The following is a 25,262-nucleotide window of genomic DNA, read 5'->3' on the forward strand; positions in this document are numbered from 1 at the left end:
ATAAAGGCCGACTGGTACGCCCGCCCTTCGGTCTGCTGGCGCTCGCGCACCTCGCGGGCCTTCTCCATGTAGATTTCGTTCAGGGTCACCATGATGGTGTCCACCTGATCACGGCTCATGCGCAGCGGCTGGCGGTTCGCCATGTCCTGCAGGCCCTGCATCACCCAGGCCGGGTCCAGCTCAATGCCCATGCTGCGCTGGGCCGTCATGGAGGAATCAATCTCGCGCCACACGGACACGCCGCTGGCATAAGCCTGACGCTGGGCCGCGGTCTGCGGGGTACCGGTCGGGGCTACATTCGGCGTGCCGCTGGCGGCGGGTGCTGCAGCCGGTGACGGGGCCCCCGCAACCGGCGTGTCCGTCGCCGGAGAAGTCACGGCGACAGGCGCTGGCGGAGCCTCTGTCACAACGGTACTGCCCGCTGAAAGCTGAGCTGCCCCCGGCACCGCCGGAACGCCGCCTGCCGGTGTCGCGGGCTCAGGCAGCGGAGCGGAAGATGCCGCCGGTGCAGAGACCGCAGCGGCAGGGCCGGAAACAGGCGCGGCCGCCGCATCTGCCACCACGCCCGGTTTCACTGCACCCATGTTCTCCTGCAGCTGACGCAGGAGAGCCTGCTGTTCAACCAGCTGCTTCTGCAGGGTCGCAATCATGGTTGCCGACTGGTCGGCCGGCAGGGCAGTGTCAGGCGTGGCATCATCTTCGCCCTGTGCCACCACCGCCGTCCCGACGGGCAGGGTCTCACCACTCCATACACTCCCTGACGCCACCACCAACGCCAGCAACCCGGCCCCGGTGACGGTCCGCTGCCATTTTCGCACCGGTCCCGGTACGGACTGACCCAGCTTGCGGGTCTGAACATCTTTTCCTGTCATCGCCTCTGCACTCCCCTTTGTCTGTTATACAACCGGGCGGAATCATGCACTCCCGCCTTACTCACTCTCCGGGAGGCAGGCTCTGCGCCTTCCCGAATTCTCCTGCGCAAATCCGTAGCGAATGAGCACACCTCCGGCCGCCCCCCCCAGTAACGGGGCAATAAGAAACACCCACTGCTGCCCGAGCCACTCACCGCCGGCAAACAGGGCGACCGCCAGACTGCGGGCCGGGCTCACGGCGGCGTTATCCACCGTCACCGTCAGCAGCGCAATCAGCGCCACCCCGCCTGCGGCCGTCAGATACCGGTTTCTCACCTCGCCGGCCAGCACCAGGGTGACCAGGAAGAAGGCCATGATGACTTCCACCAGAAACACACTGGAGGACGTAAAACCGCCGGGTGAAAAGGCGTCATACCCGTTCCCGGCGAACCCCTGGTGAACATCAAAGGACGGGATCTGAATCACCATCAGATACAGCACCCCGGCCCCGGCGATACTGCCGGCAAGCTGGGCCAGTATGCCGAGCAGGCAATCGAGGGCTGACAGCTCACCGGCACACCACAGCCCCACGGCAATGACCGGGGTAAACCCCGCCACGGCGCGATGCCCGAAGCCGTAGCCGGCCGTCAGCATGCCCAGCCCCCAGGCCACGGCGATACCGAGAAAGCCCACGCCCAGCACCGGAAATCCTGCCGCCAGCACGGCGGTACCGCTGCCACACAGCAGCAGCCAGGCACTTCCCAGTCCCTCTGCCAGCAGTGACTGCACACTGATTTTTTGCATCCGTTTTCTCTCCTTACTCCGTCACCGGGTCGTCACGCTCACGGTCGTCCCGCTCAGTCTTTTACCGGACTGTCCGGGGCGAAGCGCGGGTCCCACGGCACACGACGCTGGGCGTCCTGATAGGTTTTTTCGGCCTCATCAGCCTTGTCCTGCTTGTCCAGCACGGTGATGTAGGTGCTGTACACATTCGGGTCCGGATGACGGCTCAGGTAGTCCCTGAAAAAAGGCTCCGTGCCGGACAGCAGCGTTTTATCGCCTGTTTTGCTGAACTGCTGTAACTGGTGTATCGCCATCGCAAACCCGACGTCATCGGGTAAATAGAGCGGGTTCACCCGGCGGGCATGCTCAAGCGAAGTGACATCCCGGCCGCTGGTCTGGCGTGCGTCCTGCAGGCTTATCGCGACCCGTGTTCCGGACACGCTGAACCACAGCACCACGACAGCCGTGACGGTGAAGAGCACCGTGCGCAGCGCGCCTCCTTTACCGGAGGCCGCCCCGCAGGTGTTCCGGGCCGTCAGGCCGGACACGGCGGTACCGGTCAGCACCATCATCAGCAGGTAGTGCAGCGGGGAGGCATACCCCGGTGCGACCGTCAGCAGGGTGGCCAGCAGTAACGGGAGCGCGCAGTACAGCACCCCCAGTCCTTCGCTGCCGCCCTGACCGAGTCCTCCGCTGCGGGAGGACTGGCGCCAGAGCGCGGTATGCAGACGACCAGCCCATACCAGCAGCAGGACCAGTCCGGCCAGTGCCACCACGCCCCCTTCGGTTATCCAGTACAGCCACTCGCTGCCCGGATGCTCCGTTACCACGCGGGTTTTCCAGGTGGCCAGCAGGCCGGCCAGGTGCATCCCCTCCGGCAGGCTGCCGGCAAAGGTGCCATACCCGGTCCCGGTTAAGGGATGCGCCATCAGCAGGGCCAGACTGGCACGGAACACCGGTGACCAGGCAGCCCACTCGGACGGCCAGGCCGGTACCGGCTGCTGATGCAGAAACAGCGCCAGCAGCAGCCCGGCCAGCACGCCGGCAATCAGCATCACCGCAATGCCCACTATCAGCCTGAGGCGAAGGTGACGGGCGACGGTCATGAGCATGACCAGACAGGAGACTGCCACACACACCAGCGGGAACAGACGCAGGCACAGCGTCAGGGCCAGCGCCAGCACCGCTATCGCCGGCAACAGCATCAGACGCGCCTGGAAAAGCCACAGGTACAGGGTGGTCATCAGGGCGGTGGCCAGCATCAGTGCCATTAACTCCGGCTGCAGGTATCCCCCTGTCGCCCAGCCCCCGCCAGCCTGTGGCAGCCAGCGTGAAAACAGCGCCGGGGACAGGACGCGAAACAGCACGCTTGCCGCACAGGCCAGTCCGGTGAACATGACCACCGCGGCCAGAAGATATCTCTCGCTGTCCGTGACCGTCCGCCCGCCCAGCCAGCGGAGCAGAATGAGACCGCCCCACAGCGCTGCCACACGCGTCAGCGCACGCCAGGTATCGGCGTGCTCCGGCATCCACAGCACCGGCAGCGTCAGCAGAACGCCGCCGGCCAGCAGGAGACGTGATGAATAAAACGCCCCCGGGTGACTCAGGGCCATCAGCAGGAACAGGAGGCCGGACACTCCCCACCCCAGATGTTCGGGTACCGCAATACCCGTATGCAGTGCCCATCCCCACGGGAACCAGAGCAGCACAATCAGACTTAATCCGGCAATCACGCCGGTTTTCCAGGTCAGGTGACGGTGGTCACGCATCGGCACATCTCTCCTAATCGAATTGCCCCTGAATATCAGGAGGCCGGACAATGAAATGACAGAAAACAAGGCCCTGTCATGAAACACTCGTCTCTGCGCACTGCGGTTCCGGTGCATAAAAGCAAACCACCGGACCCGAAAAAAAAATACACAGCGCACTCAACATCAATAAAACAAAGACCGGACAAGAAACGTAATGACAAATACATTCTGAATTTGACGGTGCCCGCTAACAGAAAAAACAAAACGGACAGAGTTAACTTCAGAACACACTCAATGACATTTATTTAGCGCGCCGCATCAAAAACCACATTGACAGCAATAAATACCGGTGCTTATTTTGCGCACCATGAATCGCTCACAAAATAAAAACCAGAAACCAGAAACCAGAAACCAGAAACCAGAAACCAGAAACCACAGATAACAGAAATCCGTTCACCGCAACACACATTGAAAATGCATATCAGTGGTTAATCAGGCAGCGAAAACATTATCCCGACAATGCCGATATATGGCATCTGCGTTTTCACTGGCAGCGTGAACGGGGTATTATTCTTTCAGCGCTTAATCGTGGTGAATACCGCTTCTCTCCGTTACAGATAATAAAAAAGATTACCGGTGAATCCATCGCTCTCTGGTCATCCCGGGATGCGCTGGTAATAAAACTGACCAGCGCACTGGAGCCCCAACTTCCCGTTCATCCTCTTTGCGAACACATCAAAGGCCATGGAGGCGGAAAGCAGAGCACACTTCGCGTTCATCACCATATCCGGCATCACAACACGCCCTTTGTCTTTCGCACCGATATCAAGGGGTACTACGCCGCCATCGATAAACCGCGCCTGTACAACCAGGTAACCCGTCATGTCACCCTCCCCGTCCTGCTGAACCTGCTGAACCTGCTGAACCTGCTGAACCTGCTGAACCTGCTGTGGCAGTTTCTGCACTACAGCGTGGAAGACGGCGGTAACTTTCACACACCCCGCAAAGGCATCAGCCAGGGTGCGGCGCTGAGCCCGCTTCTGGCCGCCTTTCATCTTTATGAACTGGACTGTCAGTTTGCAGAGCAATCCCGGGTACGTTACGCCCGCTACATGGATGATTTCATCATCCTGGCCACGACCCGCTGGTCCTTACGGCGTGCAGTGAGGGACCTGAAACATTGTCTGAACATATTTGGTTTTACGCTCCACCCGGACAAAACCCAGCTCGGTAAAACGGAACGGGGTTTTGACTGGATGGGTCTGTGGTTTAAGCAGCACGGGATACATTCCATTGCACCCCGCGCTGTGAGTAAACACCGCCTACAGCGTCGCCGATTTTATGAGCAAAACCGCCATCTAAGCCAATGCCTTCAGATAGCTCAGATGGCAATGCAACGCTAATAAAATACTAATGGTTCATAACGGTGTAACGGTTATTGTGGATGTGAATTTGAGTGATTCGCTATCATATACCACATCCGGATCGGGCAGATTATCGGCAGAGGCATATGGTGTATCTGATATCATTGCCCCCACACCCACTCTGATCGCTCTCAAATTATCCTGGGTATTAGATGCCACGATCCTAGGGTTTTCGAATTGCGTATATGTGCTTGTAATGGGATTACCCGTATAAGCAAGTGGACCGCCGTAATCTACGTATGACGATGCCAACATCAGGAAATTAGGGCGTTGTCCTGCCGTGCCATATGGAGATTGATAGTTAGTGTCATTTTTACCGTTACTATTGTAATAAGTACCCTCTTCGAATTTTGGGTCCGTACTTTCTGTGAATTTGTAGTTCCCTTTTGAGCCAGTAGTTGTTTTGGCTACAACTTCAACATTTGAAGCTGACTCCATACCTGATGACGTGTAACCCAGCACCCTTGTCATGAATACAAATACAGGGATAACCCCTCCATTAGATGTTGGGACTCCGCGCCAACGCACCCTTGTTCCGGGTAGCGCTGGCACACTAAAGGTTTGCGTTACTTTTGCGCTAGTTAAAGTGCACGGCCCATTACCAGTAAGCTTGACATCTATAAAACGTTCGCCACTTTCAACAGCTTCGATAGTGGAAATATGATTTTCTACTGACATAAGCGCACTAAATGAGACACCATTCTCTGGAGGCGACACACTAAGAGTGCAGTTGTTATCGTCGTTGTGCATACCGATATCTGTCTGTATCGGCGTCGTAGCAGCCAGTGCCGACGCTGACATGCCAGCAAGCGTGAGAGTGACCAGTGCGGCTAACGCCGTCAGAGGAACCCGGGATGTTTTCATTGTTGTAGTCCTTGAAAGACCAGGAGTCTTGTATGTGCCAGTCCTGGTGTGATGTAAATGAACTCCGCCTGAAGTGCCGCCGGTTTTATGAGCAAATCCGTCACCTGAATCAGGTCCTTCAGGCCGCCCGGATGGCGTTATACCGCAGACGGTGGGTCAGGGCATTGCTGCCCACCGGAAACATCGCGCCCTACGCCGCGGTGATGCTGATTACCGACTGTGCGGTAAGGACCTCAGCGTCATACACCGTACTGTCATCTGGTTTGTTGTCCGCCCCGTAAGGTCGAGTGCCGAAAGCAACCCCGAAGTCAATATTCATCAAACGAACAGCTCCTTGGCTCTGGTCGGGGGTGAGTGTGACAACGAGATCCGCCGCGCTGGCATTTCCGCTGTTGCACATAGGCATCTGCAAATCGTACGCGGTGAGAACCGAACATACTTTGTAATTCGGACGTGGGAAATACACGTCGGCTGTGACGGCGAATGAAGGCAGGGGGTTGTAGGCTGTGAGACTCGTTTGTGTGCCGCCAGCTCCAGCGGGCACATCGGCCGAACCCGCCGCATACCTCACGGCGTCGGACTCGTTCATGACATTGGAAGCCGTGGGGCTGTTGTACGCCGCGGTGCCGACAGGAATCGTTGCAGATTCGTCTTTGTATGAAAGCGCACGTGAAATGAATATGATAACGGGCAGATGACCGCCGTTCGCCGTGTTGATAACACCAGCTGCAGACTTGTTGAGGAGTTTTAATGATGTGCTCTGCTGGGTGACACTGACTTTTGTTAATGTGCACGCCGCGTTTCCAGTGACCGCGACGGCCGACGTGGCCGGACCGACGGTGTCGACCGTCATACTACGCGTGTCTGCCGACAGGTTTGCGGTAAATGTTGCGTTGAATGCACGGCTCGCTGGCGGTGTGACGGTCAACGCACAGTCGTTATCTTCGTTGTGCATACCGATATCTGTCTGTATCGGCGTCGTAGCAGCCAGTGCCGACGCTGACATGCCAGCAAGCGTGAGAGTGACCAGTGCGGCTAACGCCGTCAGAGGAACCCGGGATGTTTTCATTATTTTATTCCTTCAGATAACCAGTAGTTTTTTCGTGGTCCTCCCCGCCCCGGCGGGATGAGGTTGCCGGGGAGAGGGGGAGTGCATTACGCCAGGGAGACCGTTGTGATCCAGCTCAGGGTCGCTGTGTCGCCCTCTGCCGCTGCCCCGCGGTCAACACCCTGGCTACCGTCTTCCGGGTCACCACCAATGATACCGCCGACACCCACTTCCATCGATTTGATGGCGGCTGTCGATGAGGTGCCACCCAGGATATAGGTCAGCGCGTTGCCGCCCTGTGCCGCCATTGGTACGAAGCCACCTGCTGTGTTGAAGAACCCGTCAGTCAGGGTGTACGATGTTTCCTGGCTACCCATAGCCGGCAGTGCCGCTGCTGTAATATCTGCACCTCCGACTGCTTTTGCATTGGCCTGCTGCACATGCGTATTACCCAGTGCATCCTTCACTGAAATATCTGCTACCGGTACGATGCTGCCCGCGTCATAATCATTGGTGGTGTACAGTTTCAGCTGCGCCAGGCTCGGCGCAAAACGCCATTGCCCGCCACCGGTGCCGAATGCCTGCAACCATGCCGCAGAGGCGTCGCCTGAGCTCTCAGCTGCAACCGCAGTCCCCTGGACATCAGTACCAATTTTCACATTATTGAGCTGGCAGGTAGGGCCAGTAGAGGCATCACTCACGTTAACCTTGATAAATACAGGGTCCTTTGCAGAATCAACAGTTAACGTAGAGGCATCCACACCAGGGGTTTTTGTCCAGGTTGCCTGAAACGTGGCATCACCGGGCTGCACAACTTCCAGTTCGCAGGTATTGTCTGAGTGCACGTTAATGGTGGTCGTGAAGGTGGTGGAATCAGCGCTGGCAGCCGCGCTATAACCCATACCCATGATGGTGGCGATGGCCAGTGCAGTGGTAGTCAGTTTCTTTTTCATTACGATAGACATAGTTTTACCCATTAATGGTTGCTAAATATAAAAACAACTGTTTTATTCATGACAAATAAAACAACGACGGTGTTTCCACCTTATTGACGTATTAACGGCATCGCCTTTCGGGCAACACCATCCCTTTGAGCTGCGAATATCAGGCTTTACCTTTTTCACAGCACTCAAAATTGTGTTTATTTCACTGACTCACCTTTCCTGAATTAACCGGTGAGGCTGCGCGTTATTTCCTGAAGCATTATTTCAGGCTGCATTCAGGGACATTGCCATTACCGTTGCTGTTTCTGCAGCTATTACTGTTGCCATGGCTGTCACAGCCGGTCTGTTTATTACCCTGCCCTAACGCCAGGAGAGTTGCAGGGTGAAATTCGATTCCAGTTCACCCGGATTACTTTCTTTCTTTTGCGCCAGGGCGCGATGCACACGGACATTAAACGGGATGACCAGAACATCATTTTCTTTCAGCGGTGTCTTAAGGTCATACCAGTAATTCACTTCGGCCAGACTGAAATACTGCGCCGGGTTAGCCGCCTTATTCTCTTCCTGCTGCTTATCCACCTCAGGCTGTGGCGAATCCTCAGCCAGCGTCAGGGGCCAGGCGGCAGGGTTTTCCTCATCCGCACCCGGACTGATGGTGTAGTACAGCGCGTCGTTGCGCTGCCTCTGTGCCCTGTCACGCAGCGTGCCCCTCACCGGGTTATCCGGCCAGTACTCCGCCTTGAACATCACCCCGACGCCATCGACCTCACACTGGCTCAGGTTGAGACGCAGGGTCTGGAGGGTTGGGTTACGCCTGCTGTTCTGCCCGCCCGACTCATCCTGCTGCTGACGCGTAAACGTCAGCCTGTCGTTCTCCAGTTTTACCGTGCACGACGGTGCCGTCACGGTGCCGCTGAGCGTGATGTCCTGTGCCGCCAGATACGTCTCCGTGTTCGCCAGGGCCACATTGTCTTTCAGGTAGCCGGTCAGCACGGTGCACAACAGCACCCCCGGTAACACACCGGTGACCATTCCTTTCAGAAGGTTCACCGACTGTTGCCCCCTGTCATTCAGGTGCACCCTGGCCAGGCGCTCCAGGAGGGTGAGGTACATCCGCTTCAGCTTCATAATGCTCTCCCCGCGTGATGACTCAATCATAAGACACCTGATACAGCCCTTTGGCCGTGACCTGCCCGGCGGTAATAGCCCGGTCATTCATGGGGCGGGCCCAGAACGCCTGCAGTGACACCATAATCCCCTGCGTCAGTTCACCACCGGTATCGGCCGGCTGTGGGTTTTCCAGCACCAGAGGCTGATTCCGGTCCCAGTGGACCACGCCCTGCTGTGTGCGCCCGAACCCGCTGGCGTCAAACTTCATCAGAAATCCGGTTCCGGTATCCTGACCGTTTTCATCCCGCGCCGTCAGGATGGTCGCGCTTCCCGACTGAGAGTCCGTCACGCTGCCCGACGGGATAAACCGGATGCGCAGGTGGCGGGTGTTCTCCGAACAGTTGGCCACCACCGTCTGTGGCAGTGACGCCACCGAATCGGTGTACCCGCCCGGCACCACGTTGCGCCGCAGCCAGACCTGGCTGATTTCCGGCAGGGTAAAACTCAGACTCCCCGCCGACGTGGTGCAGGTCGGCACCCGCAAATCCGCTGACACCCGGATGGTGTCCTGCAGTACAGCCTTCACCTGACCGTCCGGACCCGTGAAGGTCGTCGTGCGGATGAACTCTGCCGGTGGCAGGTCTGCCAGTCCGGCGCCGGTATCCCTCCCGGTTCTGACCAGTCCCACGGTAATCTCGCCCTGCTCTTTCAGCTGCATCCCGCTGCCCGACTTTGAGCGCCGGGCCTGCGGGGCCACCTGCACGCTGATGCCAATGCCTTTCAGTCCACTCTTAAAGAGATACCAGCCCTGCTCTGTCCGGGTGTTATCCCGGTCCAGTGTCACCTGAGACAGCGTCCACTCCCGCGTCCAGCTGTCCTGGTCCGTACAGGCCTGACACACCACGTCCGGCAGGGTCAGTATCTGTGACACAAACGCCACCTGCGGGTTAACCGGCGTATCCGGCGACAGTGCCCGGATACCGAAGGTCACCGGGACCGGCGAACTCTTCTGCGGTGCCGGCGTGTCAGCCCCGGCGATGACCGGGAGCAGCATCAGCACTGTCCCGACCGTCAGCGGTGCGAGCCGTTGTATCGCACTGCGCACTGTCCTGACCTGTTCGTTCATCCGTACACCTCTTCCCGTCAGTCGCCTGACCTGTGAGCCCACGTCAGCTGCAGACCGCGGATACCGTGACCAGTTTGTCTTCCCCGGCCTTCTCCGGCACGCTGTACTGCGCCCGGCACTGATTATCCTTTCCGTCACCCCAGCTGGCCTGGACGGTGCCTTTTTCCGGCATCCCCGAGAGGTAGGCCTGACTCGCGTCACCCACAATCCCGGTGACCGGCAGGGCGGTGTCATCATCCTGCTCAAGCGCCACCGTCGAGCCGAACGGGACCTCATCCTTCTCACGTTTCAGCGTCAGCAGCAGGCGATAGCCCTTGTTGCTTCTGAACGGCACGGAGACCAGGGCACCGCGCGTCGGCACCACATTCTTACTGGAGGAGTCCAGCTCCACGTTCCCCGGCAGGTTCACCATATCCACATTGATGCGGTTCAGGTCATACGGCGTTAGCCCGCTGACCAGGGCATACCCCCGCCAGTCCGTAACGGCGCTGTTCACATTCAGTCCGCCGACACCCGGTACCGCCACCAGAGCATTACCGCCACTCAGGGCCAGCTGTTTACCGAGTGTCACGCCGTGGGGATGAATGGCCATCCCGCCACTCACACCATAAGAGACACTGTTGCTGCCCCCGCCATAGCTGTAGCCGCCGTTCACAGACCCGTAATTCCCGCTGTAACCCAGACTGGTGTTCCCGGTTTTGCTCCCGCTTATCCCCTGCGAGGCCGACCAGGAGAGGGCGCCGTTCAGGGCCGAGCCGCTCAGACCCGCCTGCTGACTCACCTCACCGTTATTTCGGGTGTAGGAGTACGTCCCGTTCACACTGCTGGCGCTCAGCCATTTACCCAGTGGCAGTGAAATGTTCACCCCCACCGTCCTGTCCGTTCTGTTGTCATCACCCGAAGAACGGGAGCCACCGTTGTTATCGTCATTGCTGTAACGACTGTCGCTGCCGTTCCAGGTGCTGTACCCCAGTGAGATACCGATACCGATGTCTTTCACCGTGGTGTTGTAACTGAGTGACGCATTGTTCTGCACCGCATCACTGCCCCAGGTCGTGGAGCGACTGCCGTTCAGCGAGACGCTTCCCCACACCCCCATGGATTGCGACAGAGACACGCTGTAACTGTCGCGGGTGCCGTTGCTTTGCGTCCTCTCCTCGCCGTCCTTCAGGGGCTTCATACTCAGAAGCTCTGAATAGCTGTGGAAATCCCGCGTCTGACTGTGGGACCAGGAGACGCCGACGGAGGTGTTCCCGAAACTGCGGGACCAGCTCACATCGTGTGACACCCCGGTCGGAGCCCCTTTTTCACCCGGCACCACCGACAGGTCGGCCCGGGAGGTGTTCAGGGTGTAGCTCACCGCCCCCCACGCGCCGGCATACAAACTCGTTCCTGCCGCCACCGCCTGATAGTTCTTCGACAGTAATATCCCGCCGTTCAGGGTGGTGTTCGCCCCTGCCCCCCAGGACACGCCCGTCTGCACAAACTTGTCATCGGCGTATCCGGTGCTGCTTGCAGCCCGCCCGGTCGATGCACTCCAGGTCAGTCCGCCCTGTCGCAACAGGGAACCACTCTGGGCCTGGGCCATCGTGAAGTGGCGGGTCCGTCCGTCCGCCTCACGCACCTCCACGTCCACATCGCCGTTACCGCTGCGGTTAAAGTCCGTCAGGGAAAACGGCCCCTGGGGTACGTTCTGCTGATAAATCACCTTCCCGTACTGGCGCACGGTCACCGTCGCCGGTGAATTCGCCACACCCGTTATCGCCGGGCTGTAATTCGTAAATTTCGGATCCAGCATGGCATCATCGGAATCCAGCTTTATCCCGGAGAACTGCACCGAGTCCACGCCACCGCCTGAGGAGGTGGTGTTCCCCACCGTCAGTTGCCCGCCGCCCAGCTGCGCAAAATCACGCTGGGCATACACCTGTGAGGCATTCCACTCCGTACTCTGCCCCTGACTCCGGTGTCCCGTCAGGTCATTCCGGATACGCCAGCCCAGCAGGTTCATCTGGCCGTTCAGACCGAGAAAATCACTGCCCGACTTTTTACCCTGACTGTTCTGCTGGCTGCCGCTGTAGTTGTAGTTCGTCAGAATGGCCGGCATGCCCTCATCCCACAGCTGCGGGGATGTTCTCAGTCGCGATGCCGGCCCCAGCGATGCCTGCGGCACCGTCAGCGACAGCACATGTTTGTTAAAATCGAACGCTTCTTTCGCGTAAGGCACCATCGCGGTGACTCCACCGACGGGACAACTGCCCTCATCTTCGTTTTCTGCCTTACTCGCAGTCTCCGGGGGCGCGGTCTCTGACGCTACCGCCCGCCGGGCGGCATCATCCCCGGAACGGCCTTCCTGCTCACTGGTCTGTTCGGGCCGGGGGGCCGCATCTTTATTCTGCGAGGCGATAATCCCCCACCACTCCGCCATCTGCTGCGCACTGACGCAGGCATACAACTTCCCGGGCTGATCCGGCCACGAGCGAAAATTGACCATTCGCCCGTCATCCACCATTTTGTCGTTGACCCTGACCTGAACCGCATAGCGCCCGGGCTGCATTCCGCCTTTGTAAGCGAAATATGAAAGGTCAACGTGCTTTCCCTTCCCGGCCCCGCCCATACTCAGAAAATCACTGTCAAAGTTCAGAGCCTGCTCGGCATCGGGCTTTCCCTGCATCGCCGATGCCGTATCCACGCCCGGCATCCCCTTCCCTTCAGAGGCCAGACTATCCCGCTGAACGGCTACCGCTAGAACTGCCCCGAACATGCAGGCCGGCAGTATCTTCAGCCCGGCTCCGGTCTGCTTCTGCATCCCCGGCGGCTGCCTTTTCATTCGACTCTCCCGATAGTGATGAACCCTGTTCGTCAGCCCCCTGAGGGACTGGCTCAGAACGTCTTGTCAATCTTCGGGGTGGTCATTCCGCGATCGTCGACTGTGCTGAAACTGAACGTGCCGTGCGCCACCGCAGAGGCCAGGCGGAGTTCACCAAAGGGAGCAACCATCGTGTCTTTATCTGTCTGGGGTGCTTTGCCATTCAGGGAAAGCTGCGTCATCGTCAGGAAGTACGGGGTCGGATTTTTCACCACCACCTCTTTGCCGGACGAAGACACCGTCAGTTTTTCCGGGGCCTGTTTCACCTGAGCCGGATCGTTAATGGCGGCCGGGCGGTAGAACAGTTTGATGCGGGTGTTCACCGCGAACTGAAGTCCGCTCTGAACCGCTTTCTGGTAGCTCTTCTCGCCTTTCTTCGGCGGGATAGCCAGGTTGTTCAGGTAGTAGACAGATTCGCGATCCGCAGGCATGCTTTCAGAAAGTTTGTTGATACGCAGCTGAACGGCACTCTTCGGATCTAAACGGTAGAGGGGCGGGGTCACGGCAAAAGGCGTGGCCTTGCTGTCCGCATCCCCGTCCTTATCGCTGTCGTCGCCATAAGGGGAAACCCAGAAACGCATCAGCCAGACATCTGCTGCGGAGGAGTTTGTCACCGTCATGGAGCCGGCATCTTTGCTGCCGTCAAAGACCAGGCGCGTCCCGCCAAGGGATATTCCGCCATTACTGTCAGCCGCCTGGGCAGCCGACAGTCCGCACATCAGCAGTGCGGCCATCAGGGCCGGACGAAATCCTGTGTTTATCTTCATTTCTGACGCTCTCATTCAGTGAAATCTCCCCTGACTTACCAGCTCCCGAAGGCGCCAGTAAGGTTACATTTAGGACCATTTTGACTCCTTATTGAGGGCATCAGTCGCAATCACCGGGAAATGACAATTAACCGGAGACTCAGTCCAACATCACTGTGATTATCAGAAGAAAGGACTTTCGGTATCGCGCAAAAAGAAAAGGAGGGGTGGGTGGTGGGGGACGGAACTTTTACGGTTACATGACAAAATGATTAACCTGCTGAAATATCAGGATAACGGGCGGGCAACAGGTGTGATGTATGTCATTGTTTTACACATGGAAATAATTTGATGAGAATATTCTTACTTTTTTTATTGAGGAAAAAACGCGCTCATCTATATTAGATAACAGTTTGGTCCTAAGTGTAACTTTTTTTGCCTATTTTTTAACCGCCACACCCCCTCGAACCGACCCGCATTACTGGCCGTGTAACGCACGGTATGCCTGATGTTGCGGTGTCCCAGATAGTCCTGAATCAGCCTTGTATCCACGCCGCGGTCCGCTAACGCAAATCCGCACGCATGTCGCAACATGTGCGGATGCGAACATACCGAAATTCCCGCCACTTCACCCAGGTTCTGAATCAGCTGATACAGGCGCTGGCGGCTCAGCGGCCTCCCCCACCGGGACAGGAACAGCCAGTCGGTTTCTGACCCCTTCAGGTTTTTTCGCACCTTCAGCCAGGCCTTCAGGGCTTTCATCTCTTTGGCAAGCAAGGGATGGGTGGTACTGAACCCCTGTTTGAGGCGATGGATGTACAGGCAGCCCTCCTGCATGTCGATGTCCGACAGGGTCAGATGGCGCACTTCGCTCACGCGAAACCCGTGTACGAAGCTCATCAGTATCAGGCAGTAGTCCCGCTCCGGGGCACTCCCGGCTTTTGCGGCCTCCAGCAGCTGCTCCACTTCGCTTTGTGTCAGGTAGCGTCTTTGTTTGGTCATTTAGTGTTTCTCCAGAAATATTGTCGTGCGGTAACGCCGCACCCGGGCATTATTCACGCCCTTGCCGACGGGCTCAAGCCCGTATCCACTGTGATTACCGTCAGCCACCGACAGCAAGCGGAGAAGTCTTAAATATGACCTGACGGGAGAGACTGGTGAGATGAGCGTGCAGCTGAACAGTTGACCGGATAAAAAACCGTGCTCAGAGTGGAAGTGTACTGGCAGTCTGGTCTGACCCAGACACCGCCACACCGGGATATTTTGCCTGCCCCCCCTTTGGTGCGGGCTTTTTTTTCAGACCGAAGCGGGGAGCTGTAACCACAGATGTTTCGTTATTACCCCTGAGGCAATGACTTTATCGTTGGTATGGTCAGAACGTTAACCTTCCCTTTCAGTAAGGCAATCTGTTATGAGTAATATTCCCTTTAAGTGTCCTGCCTGCGGTCATGACCTCATCGTACACAGCGGGACAGAAATCAGTGATGTGGACGATACGACGGGTTCCCCCTGCTCCCGTTGCGGGCACACCGTCAGCAAGGATGACCTTATCCGGCAGGCACGCGAGTATGCCACCACTCTCGTCAGCAGTATTCTTAAGAAACTGCACGGTTAAGCGATGAAACACGCGGCTTAGCCAGTGCTAATGCGCCCCCGGACACATCGGGTAGTTATCGTCGCGAAAAGTCCACGCATTAACCCGTTACGCCGCTTCTGGATGTGGTCACCGGCCTGGCCATCGCCTGCACCTGTGCGTTCAGCTGGCAGGCTCGCGCCGTAAATACACGCCGGTCTGAGCGGCAGAGGATGACAGGCGTGATGTGACTTACGCCAGGGAGAACTGCTCCCGCCACCTTCAGCCACGCCTCCCTGAGTAACTCACTCATGACCTGCACTGGATTTTCAGTACGCTGCGCACAGGCGCCGGTATCCAGTGTGCTCAGGTTCATCATCAACACCATCCGACACTCCGGTGCACTGAGCGACCCCCATATCCAGCGCAGGAGCGTCGGCGGTGAATTCCGGCGCTCCTGTTGGCGTTGCCACGAATATTCGCCAGTACGCTGCCAGACTTCGGTATGAAATCGCAAAATCAATGAACGGTAATCAGTCATGCTCTTGCAGTACGGCAACGTCAGCGTAAAGCTGAATGCCACCAGTCGTTGGTAATGGTCAATGGCCTGTTGTAGAAACATACGAATGGTAGCCGGGGAGCAGCAGTCAGCCCCGGTAATTTCAGAAACAGAATGATTCACGATGAGGGTTCTCGTTTGTTGATTCAGGTTACACGCTAAATTTCTGGTGCAGAAGGAGGGAAACAGGACTTATCCCGGAAGCGTGTTGCAGCAGTAATTCCTCTGCCAGTTCGCCTCTTCGATGCTGTAGATACCGGTCAGGCAACGTGGACAGGACTTCATCCCCTGATAATGCTCACCGCACCATACGCAGTACCAGGCAAGCGACATCACGGGTGCCTCCAGCCCGCGGATAATACTGCGCAGCTTGTTGTGCCGGGCTTCGGCCTTCACCTCCGGGTCAAGATGGGCGCAGGCCATCAGCACATGCCGGGCTACGGTCTGCTGGTCATGCTCAAACCACGGGTCCTCCTGCGTACCGACATGCAGTATCAGCCGGCAGCCACAGGACGCGCAGCTCCATATCTGCCCCGGCTTACTCATCGCCTCCACGGCTGTCGCGAAGTGGCCTTCACGGTCATTTGCCAGGTAACACTTCAGCATGCGCATGCCGTCACCTCTGCAGAATGGTCATCTTCGCCAGTGCGCTCACGGCTGTATTCACCGGTATGGCAGGTCAGGCAGTAGCGTTCGCCGTGGTACTCGCTGTCACAGCCCTGACAGTGCCAGCCCCCCCTGCACACCACGGGCATGGCCCCCGGGGTAACCCGCTGCAGACGCTCTGCCAGCCTCAGCTCTCCGGCTTCCGGTTTCACGTACGGGCAGTGCTGTCTTCCGTTATCTGTCAGCATGGCCGCCTGGTGTTCAAACCACGGACGTTCAGTCCGGTATTCAGGGTGATATCGCAGTGCACTGTCGCACAGGTGGCAGGTATAGCGGTCATACGGGTACTGTTGTGCGGTTCTGGCACCGGTCAGACGACCATTACCGTCAAGGGCCATAAAGGATTTTGCAAACATGGTGATGCTCCCTGCCGCCAGACGACACGCAGGCGTCAGCCGTCCCGGTACGGGCAGCGTGGCAGGGTGAGAATGGCGGTTTAGTTATGTGTCAGCGGGTCGGTGACGGCAGTGGCCGGCCCCGGAATACAGAAAGGTTAAGCTTGCGCAGGAGTGCCGGAGGGACGAAAACAAACGGGACAGGGTTTAATACCTCAGTACCGTCGCCGGCAGCGGGGGCATGTCCACCGTGGCGGGATTTTCCATGCCTGAGTACGGCGTCGTTTTTCCATTCAGTTATCCCTCCCTCTCAGGTGCCACGGGAATCAGCAATGCGCTGGCGCAGCCAGGATTCCACATCGCTTCTGTACCAGCGGGAACTGCGCCCTAATTTAATTGGTTTAGGGAATTTGCCGTCGCCAATCAGCTTATAGAACCATTTATCGGTCATGCCGGTATACGTCGTGATGAAAGCCATATCGATAAGCGGATCTTCTGCGCAAAGCAGAGTGGTGGGGGTTGTGTTCAGTGTGGTCATGGTCGTTATCTCCCTCTGAAGAACGGTTGTCGGGAGACATCCGGTGTCGCTGAGTCATGGACACGCCGGTTCTCCTCAGAGGATAGGGATTGCCTGTAAAAAATTACCGGCCCCGTTTCATCAGACCGGTAGAATCTGAGCGTGGGGCTACGCTCAGCCCCGGCTGCAGCCGAAGTTACGCTCGCCGTCCCTGGTCGCTTTTGTCTCCAGCTTGGCTAAATAGCTCGCCTGTAACAACGCCTGCTGCAGCTGAACCTCATCGCCACGCGTCAGCCAGGACACAGGGCTCGCCGGAAAACGCGCCAGAACGGCATGTGCCTGCGCATCCACCTTCAGGGCGCTGCACCACGCCTGTTTAATCATCCCGGCAAGCGAGCCCGGGTCCTGGTAATCCCCCGGTCCGCACCAGGTATCCCGGTTCAGTAACAGCACCACGTGGTAGTGCTTCTTTCCTTTGATTTCGCCAAACTCCCGCGCCCAGACAAATCGCAGCGTGGTCGGCCAGACGCGTTTTCCCTCGCGACGCTGGCGCGCCTGAAGGGCTGCAATACGGGCTTTCAGGGAATCGGTGAAGCGGGAGATAACAGCGGCATCAGAGGCCGAGGGGGTATCCGGCAGCCTGAGGTCAACGCGCAGGGCCAGTACGCGGGTATAGGCGTTCAGCGCACAGTGGAAGGTATCGGCGATGCGTTGCTGCCAGAAAGGGTCGCAGGTGTAACTCATTGAAACAGACTCCGGTAGGTTAGTGTTCATAACCATTACCGGTGCCGTTAAAAAAAACTTTTCGGGAGGCCTGCCATCACAATACCGGACCAGATTGCCGGGTATCGCACAAAGATATCGGTAGCTTTCATGGCGTTATCCATTCAAGTCCCGCGATAAATCAAACCACCATCAACAAAAATCTTCAGCCGCCAGGTAAGATAATAAACAGGTCATTTGACCTGTTCATCAAAAAGGGAAAAGACATGCGTCTGAAGAGTGTGGCAGTAAAGAATTTCCGCTGTTATGCAAATGAAGTAAGCGTTGAGCTCGATGACCTGACAACCTTTGTCGGACGCAACGATATTGGTAAATCGACGATCCTGGAAGCGCTGGAGATTTTCTTCAATAACAGCGTCGTCTCCATTGAGAGAGGAGATGCCTGTATTCATAGCGGCCAGGAGAATGTTGAGATCACCTGTGAGTTTACCGATCTCCCCTCTTCCCTGACGCTGGACTCCGGCGCTGAAACGACACTGGCAGAAGAATTTTTGCTCAGCAGCACCGGTTCACTTCAAATTCGCAAGATCTACAACTGCAGTAACAAAAAACCAACCGCTGAGGTTTTCGTGATTGCATACCATCCCGCTGCTGTGGGTTTTCAGAATCTCCTCGAGCTTAAGGAAAAAGAACTTCAGGCCAGGGTGAAAGAGCTGGGACTCGACGTTTCGCTTAAGGGAAATCCCGGGATGCGAAAAGCCATATGGGCCGCCTCAGCAGATCTGCAACTGACGGAAACACTGCTTCCCGTCAGCAAAGCCAAAGAAGACACAAAGCGTATCTGGGAGCAAATCGAGAGCTGGTTGCCGATGTTTGCACTGTTCCAGAGCGACAGAAGCAGTCGGGATTCCGACGATGAAGTCCAAAGCCCGATGAAGGCCGCCATCACGGCAGCACTGGCAGAAGTACAGGAAGACATTGCCAGGATCCAGTTAAGGGTCCAGCAAAAAGCAGAAGATATTGCCCGAAACACCCATGAGGCGCTGAAAACTATTGAACCCGGTCTGGCGAGAGAACTCACCCCTGAATTTACGCCTCCCACTCCGGCAAAATGGCAAGGGCTGTTCTCCGTCGGGCTCAATACTGATGGGGGGATCCCGCTGAATAAACGCGGGAGCGGCGTCCGTCGTCTCGTGCTGGTGAGTTTTTTTAAAGCCGAAGCGGAACGACGACTTAAGTCCAGCAATCGCCGCAGTATCATCTACGCCATTGAAGAACCCGAAACCTCTCAACATCCTAACTATCAGCGCATATTAATTGAATCGTTTAAGTCTCTGTCACTGGAAGCAGGATGCCAGGTCATACTGACTACCCACAGCCCCGGATTTGCCTCAGAGCTACCCGTTGACAGCATTCGTTTTGTTTCCCGTGATGCCGCTACCGGGCAGCCGACCATTCAGTCCGGTGCTGACGTTTTTGGCATCGTCACGGATACGCTTGGCGTCACACCAGACAACCGGGTCAGACTGCTGTTCTGTGTTGAAGGACCGACGGATGTCGCCGCCTTTAAAGCTCTCAGCAAAGCGTTACATGCAGAAGACAACACCCTTCCTGATCTGGAGAGTGATGAACGTGTGGCGTTTATCGTACTGGGTGGGGGAACGCTCAAGCACTGGGTGAATGAAAATTATCTTCGCGCCCTGAACCGCAGGGAAATTCATATCTACGATCGTGATGTTCCTGCTTATGCTGAAGCGGTGGATGCCGTCAACGCACGGGGTAACGGATGCTGGGCAGTTCAGACACTGAAACATGAAGTCGAGAGTTATCTTCATCCCGATGCTATCCACGACGCCTTTGGTGTGATGATCGCGGTCACTGACCATCCTGTCGGCGGTAAGGCGACCCCTAAAGTGTTTGCAGAAGCCTATTCGCTGGCTCAGGGCTTTGACGGTGTGATGAAAGATAATCCTGCCAAGGCTCGTCTGGCAGAACGGGCGTTCCCTTTGATGACTGCTGCCCGTATCCATGAACGCGATCCTGAGGGTGAAGTCCTCGGCTGGATGCGCAGGATACGTGATATGATCCAGTGACAAAGACTAAACCAGCTTATCTCAACGGGTAAAATCAGCAACCATGGGTCACAAACACCATGCCAGCACTGCAAGTTTGGCATGGTGTTAATCTGAAGGAGTTATTACAGGCACTTACGTGCGATACAGACTCCCCTGACCGGATGCTGCACGTGCCCACAGCTCCTCATCGCCGAGCGTGGTCTCAATCAGCTCAATGGGTACACCACCGTCATCAATAACGGCCACCCGGTAATCATCGATAGGTTCATAAGGCCCCAGGATAACCGTCTCGCCCGCAATCGCCTCAGCGAGACTGCTGACCTTAAAGGCCACATGAGGAACAGTTTTCAGTAACGGATGCAAGGGTGAGTCATCGGTAAAGCGATGCCACTGCACCCGAAACTTTCCCGGATTATCCGTGGTATACAGACCGGCGCTGGCACTGAACTTACCGGTGCTCCCCCCGTCCTGCACCGGGATACCAAAATGATGAAACTCGTACTGTACGTCTGCTTTCATGGATAACGTCTGCCTCCGGTTGGCTAAACTCCCGATACAGTACCCAATCTCCCGAAAACAATGCAGGAACGGATATTAACTTTCTGATCAGCCAACGGGCAGTTTAAATCATCTTCTAAAACGCGCTGTAACGCATCAGGTGCGACGTATTCATCCCATCCACAGATTGCCACTAACGTGATCTTCAATGCGCTTATACAGGCTTACAGGAAGCCATAATGGTATAAAGCACTACAACGCGCAATGAATTATCGAATGACTTACAATTATTACCAGGATAATCAACGTATTTCATATCACCTCAATCTGGCTATTTTGTTTGCCATACAATCATGGCTATTATCACCATCACGGGTAATACCCCGTTTACAGTCGCCACCAATGACCTTGTTTACACACATCCAGAAAGCTTTCAGGGATAATCGTCCACCGTAGTATCTGTAACTGACAGGTATCGTAAGGATTAATATCAGGCAGGCAGAGCAATGCTAATAAAATCACTACTGGCCAGTTAACTGGTTGAACAATTAACGCTCATTACCAATGTCATTGCGATACTGCAATTCAATTCCCCCCATGCCTACAGTTAAGACCAGATGTATTTAGCTAACAGAGAACCGTTGATAATCACCCCATCACTTATCAGGTATGGACATTCACCTTAAACGCTACTGTTCTGTCGTTGTGATTATTAGATTACTGACATCAATCGTTTTCACTTTTACTCTGGTGCATATTACTCAATGGCTACTCATGTAAATACCCATTGCTTAATGTCTGATCCTTAATGAACACTGTGTACTCAGCAGTCACTACATTTATTAACTGTGTCAATGAATACCATTCAATTGTACTACCCCTTTAGTGATTACCTTTAGGTGGTAATACCCTCTTCGGTATACTCCATCCGGTGATGATATACCCTTGGTTAATACCATTAATGATAATGCCCTATAACACCCCTTCTTTAATATATTAATACCAATCCAACATATTCAGCACAGAGAAAACGTTGAAGATAGCCACGCCAGACAGTACTTATCTACAATTAATTCCATAGAGGTTACTCTGGAATTACTTCCCAGATTAAAGGCAAACAAACCTTGAATTACCTGAAGTGACTTAAACAGAATTAACATCCGTATCAGCATACACCGAAGAAGGCCGCACACCTGATTCTGAACAACGAAATGAAAGTATCAATGGGTAAGTCAAAAATGCTTTCTGATGCGAACCAGGAGCGCTACCGGGGTGGCGGCGGTGGTGTGCAGAAGAGCGAATGAGGGGTAAGATGAGTATGTGAAGATTGTAGATTCAAAGGTAAAATCCCTACAGAGATTGTTTGAAAAGAAATAAAAAAAGAAAAACAACAACCATAAAACCATGATAAAACACTGCGAAAACCAGCATCACACCACAACCTCACTTCACGATGACTACCAGATGTATTTTTCAGTGACGATAAAACCATCATCGTGCTACTGTATTGCTACAGTAATCACTACATCAACCACTACTGTGTAGTTTAGTCTATGGGGTACTGATAATGGCAATACATTACAATGATGGCAGGCAAACACCCGTTAAAAGTCGTGACATCCGGATTTGTCATTTTTACCTTGACTGGTTAGGGATAAATAAAAACATCAGACCAGAGGGTATTAATCGTCAGGATGCAGGAAACTGTCATCATGCCGTCAACCAGCTCATCAATCAGTACTACCCCGATAAAGAACAGCAGAACAGGCTCATGGCTGAAATGAATACCGCCTGCGATGAAAATATCTTACCGGCTGACCGTTTTGACTGGATTGAACGCGATGAGCGGGCCGCATTCTGGTTATGGGGTTATCTCTGTGAAGCCAGTGACTATCAGCTTGGCATTTCTCGTTCAAGGGATACAACGGATACTTCTTTCGGTCAGAACTGGTATCAGTTCCTTCAGCTCAATAAATCCCCGGCAAGCCACCGGGAAAGAATGCAGCTTCTCTTCAGTTTCTTTGACCGGATAATTATTCCTGCCCCACCGGTTAATCACCTCAAGAGCCGGGTAATGGACAGGCTCAAAGACCAGTGGAAGAATATTTACAGCAAGCCCGTCCCGCTGAAATGGTTACCTGATGAGGAAGAGGCGGTACTGTGGGCATGGAATAGTCTTAAATCGCTACAGGAAGAAAGAAACGCCCCCACCGGTGGGCTTTCATTTATGCTTTCCTCACCGGGATTGAGCACCTGGTTTACGCCACTGAATCATTCCGAGCGCAATTTAGCGCTGCGTGCCGCAATTGATTTATGGGACGATGCACCGGATACTAAACGGCTCTTCCTGCTGAATCTGAATAAAGCCTGGAACCAGCAAAAATTACGCCAGTCACGTACCGATAAAAAAGCGCTTAACACATACCTGAAGAACGAAACTAAAATGCGACTGGACTTTATGGCTGAACGCAGCGGGGTTCGTATCAGCGATATGCTGGAAACGCTGATTAATGACCATTACCGGAAAACCTGTGGCGGTGAATGAGAACCCTGCACTGAAAAAAGAGTGAGCAGTAACAATCACACGGCCAGAAACTGCATTCAAAAAAATCTCAGACCTATATTACCTCCATGAGAACGGCAGCCACTATCGCTGCCGTTTTTTATTTCACTCACGGAGGTTAATGTGTCCAGTCAGACCAAACGGGGCCCCGATACCCTGTTACCGTCGTTATTCCTTCTCCCGGTTCAACGGTCCCGCAAAATACCCGTGCGTATGCTTATCGCGCTAAATCACAGCCCTGCTTCCTGTTCCGGTATCAGGGCCGTCTTTATACACGGCCCGCCTGTTTATTCAGGAGGCTTTTATTGCCAGTAATAAGGGAGAAAGAAATGCATTGTCCGAATTGCGGTTCGCAAAACATACGACTGCGCCATGTGGGTAAAAAGACGGGTGGGGTCATTGGCGCAACAGCCGGAGGCCTTGCCGGGCTTGAAGGTGCATCCGCCGGTGCGCTGATAGGTTCCGTCATTCCGGTTGTCGGTACGATAGCCGGAGGGCTCATTGGGTTTCTGTCCGGCGCCTGTGCGGGCGCGGTGGCAGGTTCTCTGGCCGGAGAACAACTGGATGGCACCGTCTTTGATGAATACAGTTGCACGCAGTGTGAGCATATCTTCAGTGCACCTTAACGTTAACAAGGGTCAGTCTGGTCCTGCACAAAGCCTGAGCAGCTGACCGTACTCGCTACGGCACCACTAATGACAGGGCGTGTCAGCATGTAGTCGTATTTTCAGCTACCTGGCACTAACCCTTTGTTAATTCGTCTGTTTACTGAAAGGTAAATTTTCACTTTTTCTACTCTTCCATTGCCGAGCAGGACATACCCTGTCCACCCCACGCCGCATAATAACCGCATGAAATATCAACCTATTTATCGCACACGGAGCGTCCATGCAACGACCCGATGAAGAGGCCCGCCATGACCGGCTGGCTGTCAGACTATCGGTCATTATCAGCCGGTTAATGGCCGGAGAAACACTGTCCCTTCAGACGCTGTCTGAGGAGTTTGGTGTATCGATACGCACCCTGCGTCGTGACCTCCATCAGCGACTGGTCCACCTCGACATTATCGGGGAGAACGGCACATATCGGCTGAGTGAGAGCGCCACGCATGATCACTCCCCAGGGGCCGTTTCCTTTGCCCGCAGTACCGGTATCGCACGCATTATCCCGTCGCAGAACCGGCAGCTGATGCACCTGCTGATGAATGAAACCGGTACCTCACCCTGCTTTATCTGGCACGACTTACCGTCAGCATGGACACAGGCTGACAGTTTTCATCGCCTGGCTGAAGCCATTCACCATCACCGGGTAGTCAGCCTGCTGGTCGGCGGTGTCCGTCACGATGAGCAGGAGCCTTACCGCCTGATTTACCGGCATCAGCACTGGTATCTGGTCGTCTGCTGCCGGGGGAGCCTTCGGGTGTTCCGGCTGGAAGACATTATCTCGGCCTCACTCTCAGAGCAAACCTTCCGCCGCCGGAGCGAAATCAGTTCACTCATTACTGAAGAGGGATTTATCAGCGCACTGCCCCACTTTCGCTTTATCAGTGATGTTATTCACACCTTCAGGGAACAACACCCTGAACATCCATCCAGACCCAAAGGAGTCAAATCGTGAAACCTGTCGCAGCCCCTATGCTGCTCTTCACCCTGCTGTTGTCTGCCGTAGCCCTGAGCGGCTGTGGCGACAAAAATGAACGCGAGTTTATCCAGGGATGCAAATCCGGCGGTGCTACCACCGCCGTCTGCGGATGTATCTGGGACGACCTCAAAACGAAATACACGCACGGGGAGCTGGAGAAAATGAACCGGCAGTACGGTTATGTTCCTCCACGTTTCATGGACAACATGCTGAGTGCCGCTCGGCAGTGCAGAAAATAAGGACAGAAGGAAAAATGGTACTTGTTATTAAATATTTCGCGATTGCCTTCGCCATCGCGCTTGTGGTCGTGCTGTTTAACGTGTTCGGGAGTACCGGCGAGATACGCAGTTTTGGTCAGGGGATAGGGTACTTGTTCTGGCTGACGCTCGGCCCCGGTGCCGGTATGACGGCTGGCGCCGCTCTGCGACTGTGGCTGATGCCGGATGCGGTATACACCAGTGAAGGAATGACCGGATTACTCAAGGCCCGTCTGTTCTGGCTTGTGGGACCACAGTGCATTGGCTGGCTGGCAGGGCTTATCGCCGTGGGTAAACAACTCATGTAACACGGCTGACCCTCAACAACATTTTTGACTCAGA

The 25,262-nt window shown here is 55.4% G+C and carries 25 protein-coding genes; 8 read left to right on the forward strand and 17 right to left on the reverse strand.

Annotated elements, in window-relative coordinates; translation table 11 throughout:
- The 3 genes from QMG44_RS23485 to QMG44_RS23495 form a co-directional block, all read right to left on the reverse strand.
- The coding region (locus QMG44_RS23485) for an FKBP-type peptidyl-prolyl cis-trans isomerase N-terminal domain-containing protein (protein ID WP_281853302.1) at positions 1-872 on the reverse strand (872 nt) is incomplete at its 3' end.
- Positions 873-929: 57 nt separating this feature from the next.
- Positions 930-1,655 (reverse strand): aquaporin, encoded by a 726-nt coding sequence (locus tag QMG44_RS23490; protein WP_232938040.1) that lies wholly within the window; start codon positions 1,653-1,655, stop codon positions 930-932.
- Between the two features lie 53 nt (positions 1,656-1,708).
- Positions 1,709-3,403 (reverse strand): hypothetical protein, encoded by a 1,695-nt coding sequence (locus tag QMG44_RS23495; protein WP_281853303.1) that lies wholly within the window; start codon positions 3,401-3,403, stop codon positions 1,709-1,711.
- Between the two features lie 767 nt (positions 3,404-4,170).
- On the opposite strand from QMG44_RS23495, the gene QMG44_RS24350 reads away from it, so the two are divergent.
- Positions 4,171-4,788, forward strand: a complete 618-nt coding sequence (locus QMG44_RS24350) for a reverse transcriptase domain-containing protein (RefSeq protein ID WP_404997247.1) — start codon at positions 4,171-4,173, stop codon at positions 4,786-4,788.
- A gap of 15 nt (positions 4,789-4,803) precedes the next feature.
- Here QMG44_RS24350 and QMG44_RS23505 read toward each other — a convergent pair whose 3' ends face one another.
- The 8 genes from QMG44_RS23505 to QMG44_RS23540 all read right to left on the reverse strand — a co-directional run bounded on the left by QMG44_RS23505 (position 4,804) and on the right by QMG44_RS23540 (position 14,515).
- The gene (locus tag QMG44_RS23505; RefSeq protein WP_232938034.1) at positions 4,804-5,673 is read right to left on the reverse strand and encodes a hypothetical protein; all 870 of its coding nucleotides are present in this window, start codon (positions 5,671-5,673) and stop codon (positions 4,804-4,806) included.
- A 190-nt stretch (positions 5,674-5,863) separates the two neighbouring features.
- Entirely contained in the window at positions 5,864-6,742 is an 879-nt protein-coding gene (locus QMG44_RS23510) for a hypothetical protein (RefSeq protein ID WP_281853305.1), read from the reverse strand.
- 86 nt (positions 6,743-6,828) lie between these two features.
- Positions 6,829-7,686, reverse strand: coding sequence for a hypothetical protein (locus QMG44_RS23515; protein ID WP_232938030.1), 858 nt, complete (start codon positions 7,684-7,686; stop codon positions 6,829-6,831).
- Positions 7,687-8,025: 339 nt separating this feature from the next.
- Positions 8,026-8,823: a hypothetical protein gene (locus QMG44_RS23520; RefSeq protein ID WP_281853306.1), complete on the reverse strand. Its 798-nt coding sequence runs from the start codon at positions 8,821-8,823 to the stop codon at positions 8,026-8,028.
- Positions 8,816-9,901, reverse strand: coding sequence for a hypothetical protein (locus QMG44_RS23525; protein WP_281853307.1), 1,086 nt, complete (start codon positions 9,899-9,901; stop codon positions 8,816-8,818). The genes QMG44_RS23520 and QMG44_RS23525 overlap by 8 nt, the downstream gene beginning before the upstream one ends.
- A 43-nt stretch (positions 9,902-9,944) precedes the next feature.
- Positions 9,945-12,728 carry a fimbria/pilus outer membrane usher protein gene (locus tag QMG44_RS23530; RefSeq protein ID WP_281853308.1) on the reverse strand — a complete coding sequence of 928 codons (2,784 nt, stop codon included), beginning with the start codon at positions 12,726-12,728 and terminating at the stop codon, positions 9,945-9,947.
- A 53-nt stretch (positions 12,729-12,781) separates the two neighbouring features.
- The gene (locus QMG44_RS23535) at positions 12,782-13,534 is read right to left on the reverse strand and encodes a molecular chaperone (protein ID WP_232938022.1); all 753 of its coding nucleotides are present in this window, start codon (positions 13,532-13,534) and stop codon (positions 12,782-12,784) included.
- A 375-nt stretch (positions 13,535-13,909) separates the two neighbouring features.
- Positions 13,910-14,515, reverse strand: coding sequence for a tyrosine-type DNA invertase (locus QMG44_RS23540; RefSeq protein WP_232938140.1), 606 nt, complete (start codon positions 14,513-14,515; stop codon positions 13,910-13,912).
- A gap of 409 nt (positions 14,516-14,924) precedes the next feature.
- On the opposite strand from QMG44_RS23540, the gene QMG44_RS23545 reads away from it, so the two are divergent.
- On the forward strand, positions 14,925-15,128 hold the full coding sequence (locus QMG44_RS23545; RefSeq protein WP_232938044.1) for a hypothetical protein: 204 nt from the start codon (positions 14,925-14,927) through the stop codon (positions 15,126-15,128).
- Positions 15,129-15,207: 79 nt separating this feature from the next.
- Here the strand turns inward: QMG44_RS23545 and QMG44_RS23550 are convergent, their stop codons facing one another.
- The 5 genes from QMG44_RS23550 to QMG44_RS23570 all read right to left on the reverse strand — a co-directional run bounded on the left by QMG44_RS23550 (position 15,208) and on the right by QMG44_RS23570 (position 17,907).
- Complete coding sequence (locus QMG44_RS23550) at positions 15,208-15,708, reverse strand: DUF3296 domain-containing protein (protein WP_281853309.1); 501 nt, start codon at positions 15,706-15,708, stop codon at positions 15,208-15,210.
- A gap of 129 nt (positions 15,709-15,837) precedes the next feature.
- Complete coding sequence (locus tag QMG44_RS23555) at positions 15,838-16,257, reverse strand: putative zinc ribbon protein (protein ID WP_281853310.1); 420 nt, start codon at positions 16,255-16,257, stop codon at positions 15,838-15,840.
- On the reverse strand, positions 16,245-16,667 hold the full coding sequence (locus QMG44_RS23560) for a putative zinc ribbon protein (protein ID WP_281853311.1): 423 nt from the start codon (positions 16,665-16,667) through the stop codon (positions 16,245-16,247). Before QMG44_RS23560 ends, QMG44_RS23555 begins: the two co-directional genes overlap by 13 nt.
- Before the next feature lie 289 nt (positions 16,668-16,956).
- Complete coding sequence (locus tag QMG44_RS23565; RefSeq protein ID WP_232938051.1) at positions 16,957-17,184, reverse strand: AlpA family transcriptional regulator; 228 nt, start codon at positions 17,182-17,184, stop codon at positions 16,957-16,959.
- 153 nt (positions 17,185-17,337) lie between these two features.
- Complete coding sequence (locus QMG44_RS23570) at positions 17,338-17,907, reverse strand: inovirus Gp2 family protein (RefSeq protein WP_232938067.1); 570 nt, start codon at positions 17,905-17,907, stop codon at positions 17,338-17,340.
- A gap of 245 nt (positions 17,908-18,152) precedes the next feature.
- On the opposite strand from QMG44_RS23570, the gene QMG44_RS23575 reads away from it, so the two are divergent.
- The gene (locus QMG44_RS23575) at positions 18,153-19,979 is read left to right on the forward strand and encodes an ATP-binding protein (protein WP_232938053.1); all 1,827 of its coding nucleotides are present in this window, start codon (positions 18,153-18,155) and stop codon (positions 19,977-19,979) included.
- A gap of 114 nt (positions 19,980-20,093) precedes the next feature.
- Here the strand turns inward: QMG44_RS23575 and QMG44_RS23580 are convergent, their stop codons facing one another.
- A complete protein-coding gene (locus QMG44_RS23580) occupies positions 20,094-20,480 on the reverse strand; it encodes a hypothetical protein (protein ID WP_232938055.1) in 387 nt (128 codons plus the stop codon).
- Between the two features lie 1,750 nt (positions 20,481-22,230).
- Here QMG44_RS23580 and QMG44_RS23585 point away from each other — a divergent pair.
- From QMG44_RS23585 to QMG44_RS23605, 5 genes are all read left to right on the forward strand, one after another.
- Positions 22,231-23,004: a hypothetical protein gene (locus tag QMG44_RS23585; RefSeq protein ID WP_232938063.1), complete on the forward strand. Its 774-nt coding sequence runs from the start codon at positions 22,231-22,233 to the stop codon at positions 23,002-23,004.
- 347 nt (positions 23,005-23,351) lie between these two features.
- A complete protein-coding gene (locus QMG44_RS23590) occupies positions 23,352-23,648 on the forward strand; it encodes a hypothetical protein (RefSeq protein ID WP_281853312.1) in 297 nt (98 codons plus the stop codon).
- Between the two features lie 262 nt (positions 23,649-23,910).
- On the forward strand, positions 23,911-24,639 hold the full coding sequence (locus QMG44_RS23595) for a YafY family protein (RefSeq protein ID WP_232943016.1): 729 nt from the start codon (positions 23,911-23,913) through the stop codon (positions 24,637-24,639).
- A complete protein-coding gene (locus tag QMG44_RS23600; RefSeq protein WP_232938094.1) occupies positions 24,636-24,902 on the forward strand; it encodes a hypothetical protein in 267 nt (88 codons plus the stop codon). Before QMG44_RS23595 ends, QMG44_RS23600 begins: the two co-directional genes overlap by 4 nt.
- Before the next feature lie 14 nt (positions 24,903-24,916).
- A complete protein-coding gene (locus tag QMG44_RS23605) occupies positions 24,917-25,228 on the forward strand; it encodes a hypothetical protein (protein ID WP_232938092.1) in 312 nt (103 codons plus the stop codon).
- Positions 25,229-25,262: the final 34 nt, after the last annotated feature.

The organism is Enterobacter sp. 200527-13, from assembly GCF_027924865.1.
GTDB lineage: Bacteria > Pseudomonadota > Gammaproteobacteria > Enterobacterales > Enterobacteriaceae > Enterobacter > Enterobacter ludwigii.

Bases quoted from the DNA above. Each gene is read 5' to 3' on its own strand.
- QMG44_RS23490 (WP_232938040.1), bottom strand. From the start codon at position 1,655: ATGCAAAAAATCAGTGTGCAGTCACTGCTGGCAGAGGGACTGGGAAGT.
- QMG44_RS23495 (WP_281853303.1), bottom strand. From the start codon at position 3,403: ATGCGTGACCACCGTCACCTGACCTGGAAAACCGGCGTGATTGCCGGA.
- QMG44_RS23505 (WP_232938034.1), bottom strand. From the start codon at position 5,673: ATGAAAACATCCCGGGTTCCTCTGACGGCGTTAGCCGCACTGGTCACT.
- QMG44_RS23510 (WP_281853305.1), bottom strand. From the start codon at position 6,742: ATGAAAACATCCCGGGTTCCTCTGACGGCGTTAGCCGCACTGGTCACT.
- QMG44_RS23515 (WP_232938030.1), bottom strand. From the start codon at position 7,686: ATGTCTATCGTAATGAAAAAGAAACTGACTACCACTGCACTGGCCATC.
- QMG44_RS23520 (WP_281853306.1), bottom strand. From the start codon at position 8,823: ATGATTGAGTCATCACGCGGGGAGAGCATTATGAAGCTGAAGCGGATG.
- QMG44_RS23525 (WP_281853307.1), bottom strand. From the start codon at position 9,901: ATGAACGAACAGGTCAGGACAGTGCGCAGTGCGATACAACGGCTCGCA.
- QMG44_RS23530 (WP_281853308.1), bottom strand. From the start codon at position 12,728: ATGAAAAGGCAGCCGCCGGGGATGCAGAAGCAGACCGGAGCCGGGCTG.
- QMG44_RS23535 (WP_232938022.1), bottom strand. From the start codon at position 13,534: ATGAAGATAAACACAGGATTTCGTCCGGCCCTGATGGCCGCACTGCTG.
- QMG44_RS23540 (WP_232938140.1), bottom strand. From the start codon at position 14,515: ATGACCAAACAAAGACGCTACCTGACACAAAGCGAAGTGGAGCAGCTG.
- QMG44_RS23545 (WP_232938044.1), top strand. From the start codon at position 14,925: ATGAGTAATATTCCCTTTAAGTGTCCTGCCTGCGGTCATGACCTCATC.
- QMG44_RS23550 (WP_281853309.1), bottom strand. From the start codon at position 15,708: ATGTTTCTACAACAGGCCATTGACCATTACCAACGACTGGTGGCATTC.
- QMG44_RS23555 (WP_281853310.1), bottom strand. From the start codon at position 16,257: ATGCGCATGCTGAAGTGTTACCTGGCAAATGACCGTGAAGGCCACTTC.
- QMG44_RS23560 (WP_281853311.1), bottom strand. From the start codon at position 16,667: ATGTTTGCAAAATCCTTTATGGCCCTTGACGGTAATGGTCGTCTGACC.
- QMG44_RS23565 (WP_232938051.1), bottom strand. From the start codon at position 17,184: ATGACCACACTGAACACAACCCCCACCACTCTGCTTTGCGCAGAAGAT.
- QMG44_RS23570 (WP_232938067.1), bottom strand. From the start codon at position 17,907: ATGAGTTACACCTGCGACCCTTTCTGGCAGCAACGCATCGCCGATACC.
- QMG44_RS23575 (WP_232938053.1), top strand. From the start codon at position 18,153: ATGCGTCTGAAGAGTGTGGCAGTAAAGAATTTCCGCTGTTATGCAAAT.
- QMG44_RS23580 (WP_232938055.1), bottom strand. From the start codon at position 20,480: ATGAAAGCAGACGTACAGTACGAGTTTCATCATTTTGGTATCCCGGTG.
- QMG44_RS23585 (WP_232938063.1), top strand. From the start codon at position 22,231: ATGGCTGAAATGAATACCGCCTGCGATGAAAATATCTTACCGGCTGAC.
- QMG44_RS23590 (WP_281853312.1), top strand. From the start codon at position 23,352: ATGCATTGTCCGAATTGCGGTTCGCAAAACATACGACTGCGCCATGTG.
- QMG44_RS23595 (WP_232943016.1), top strand. From the start codon at position 23,911: ATGCAACGACCCGATGAAGAGGCCCGCCATGACCGGCTGGCTGTCAGA.
- QMG44_RS23605 (WP_232938092.1), top strand. From the start codon at position 24,917: ATGGTACTTGTTATTAAATATTTCGCGATTGCCTTCGCCATCGCGCTT.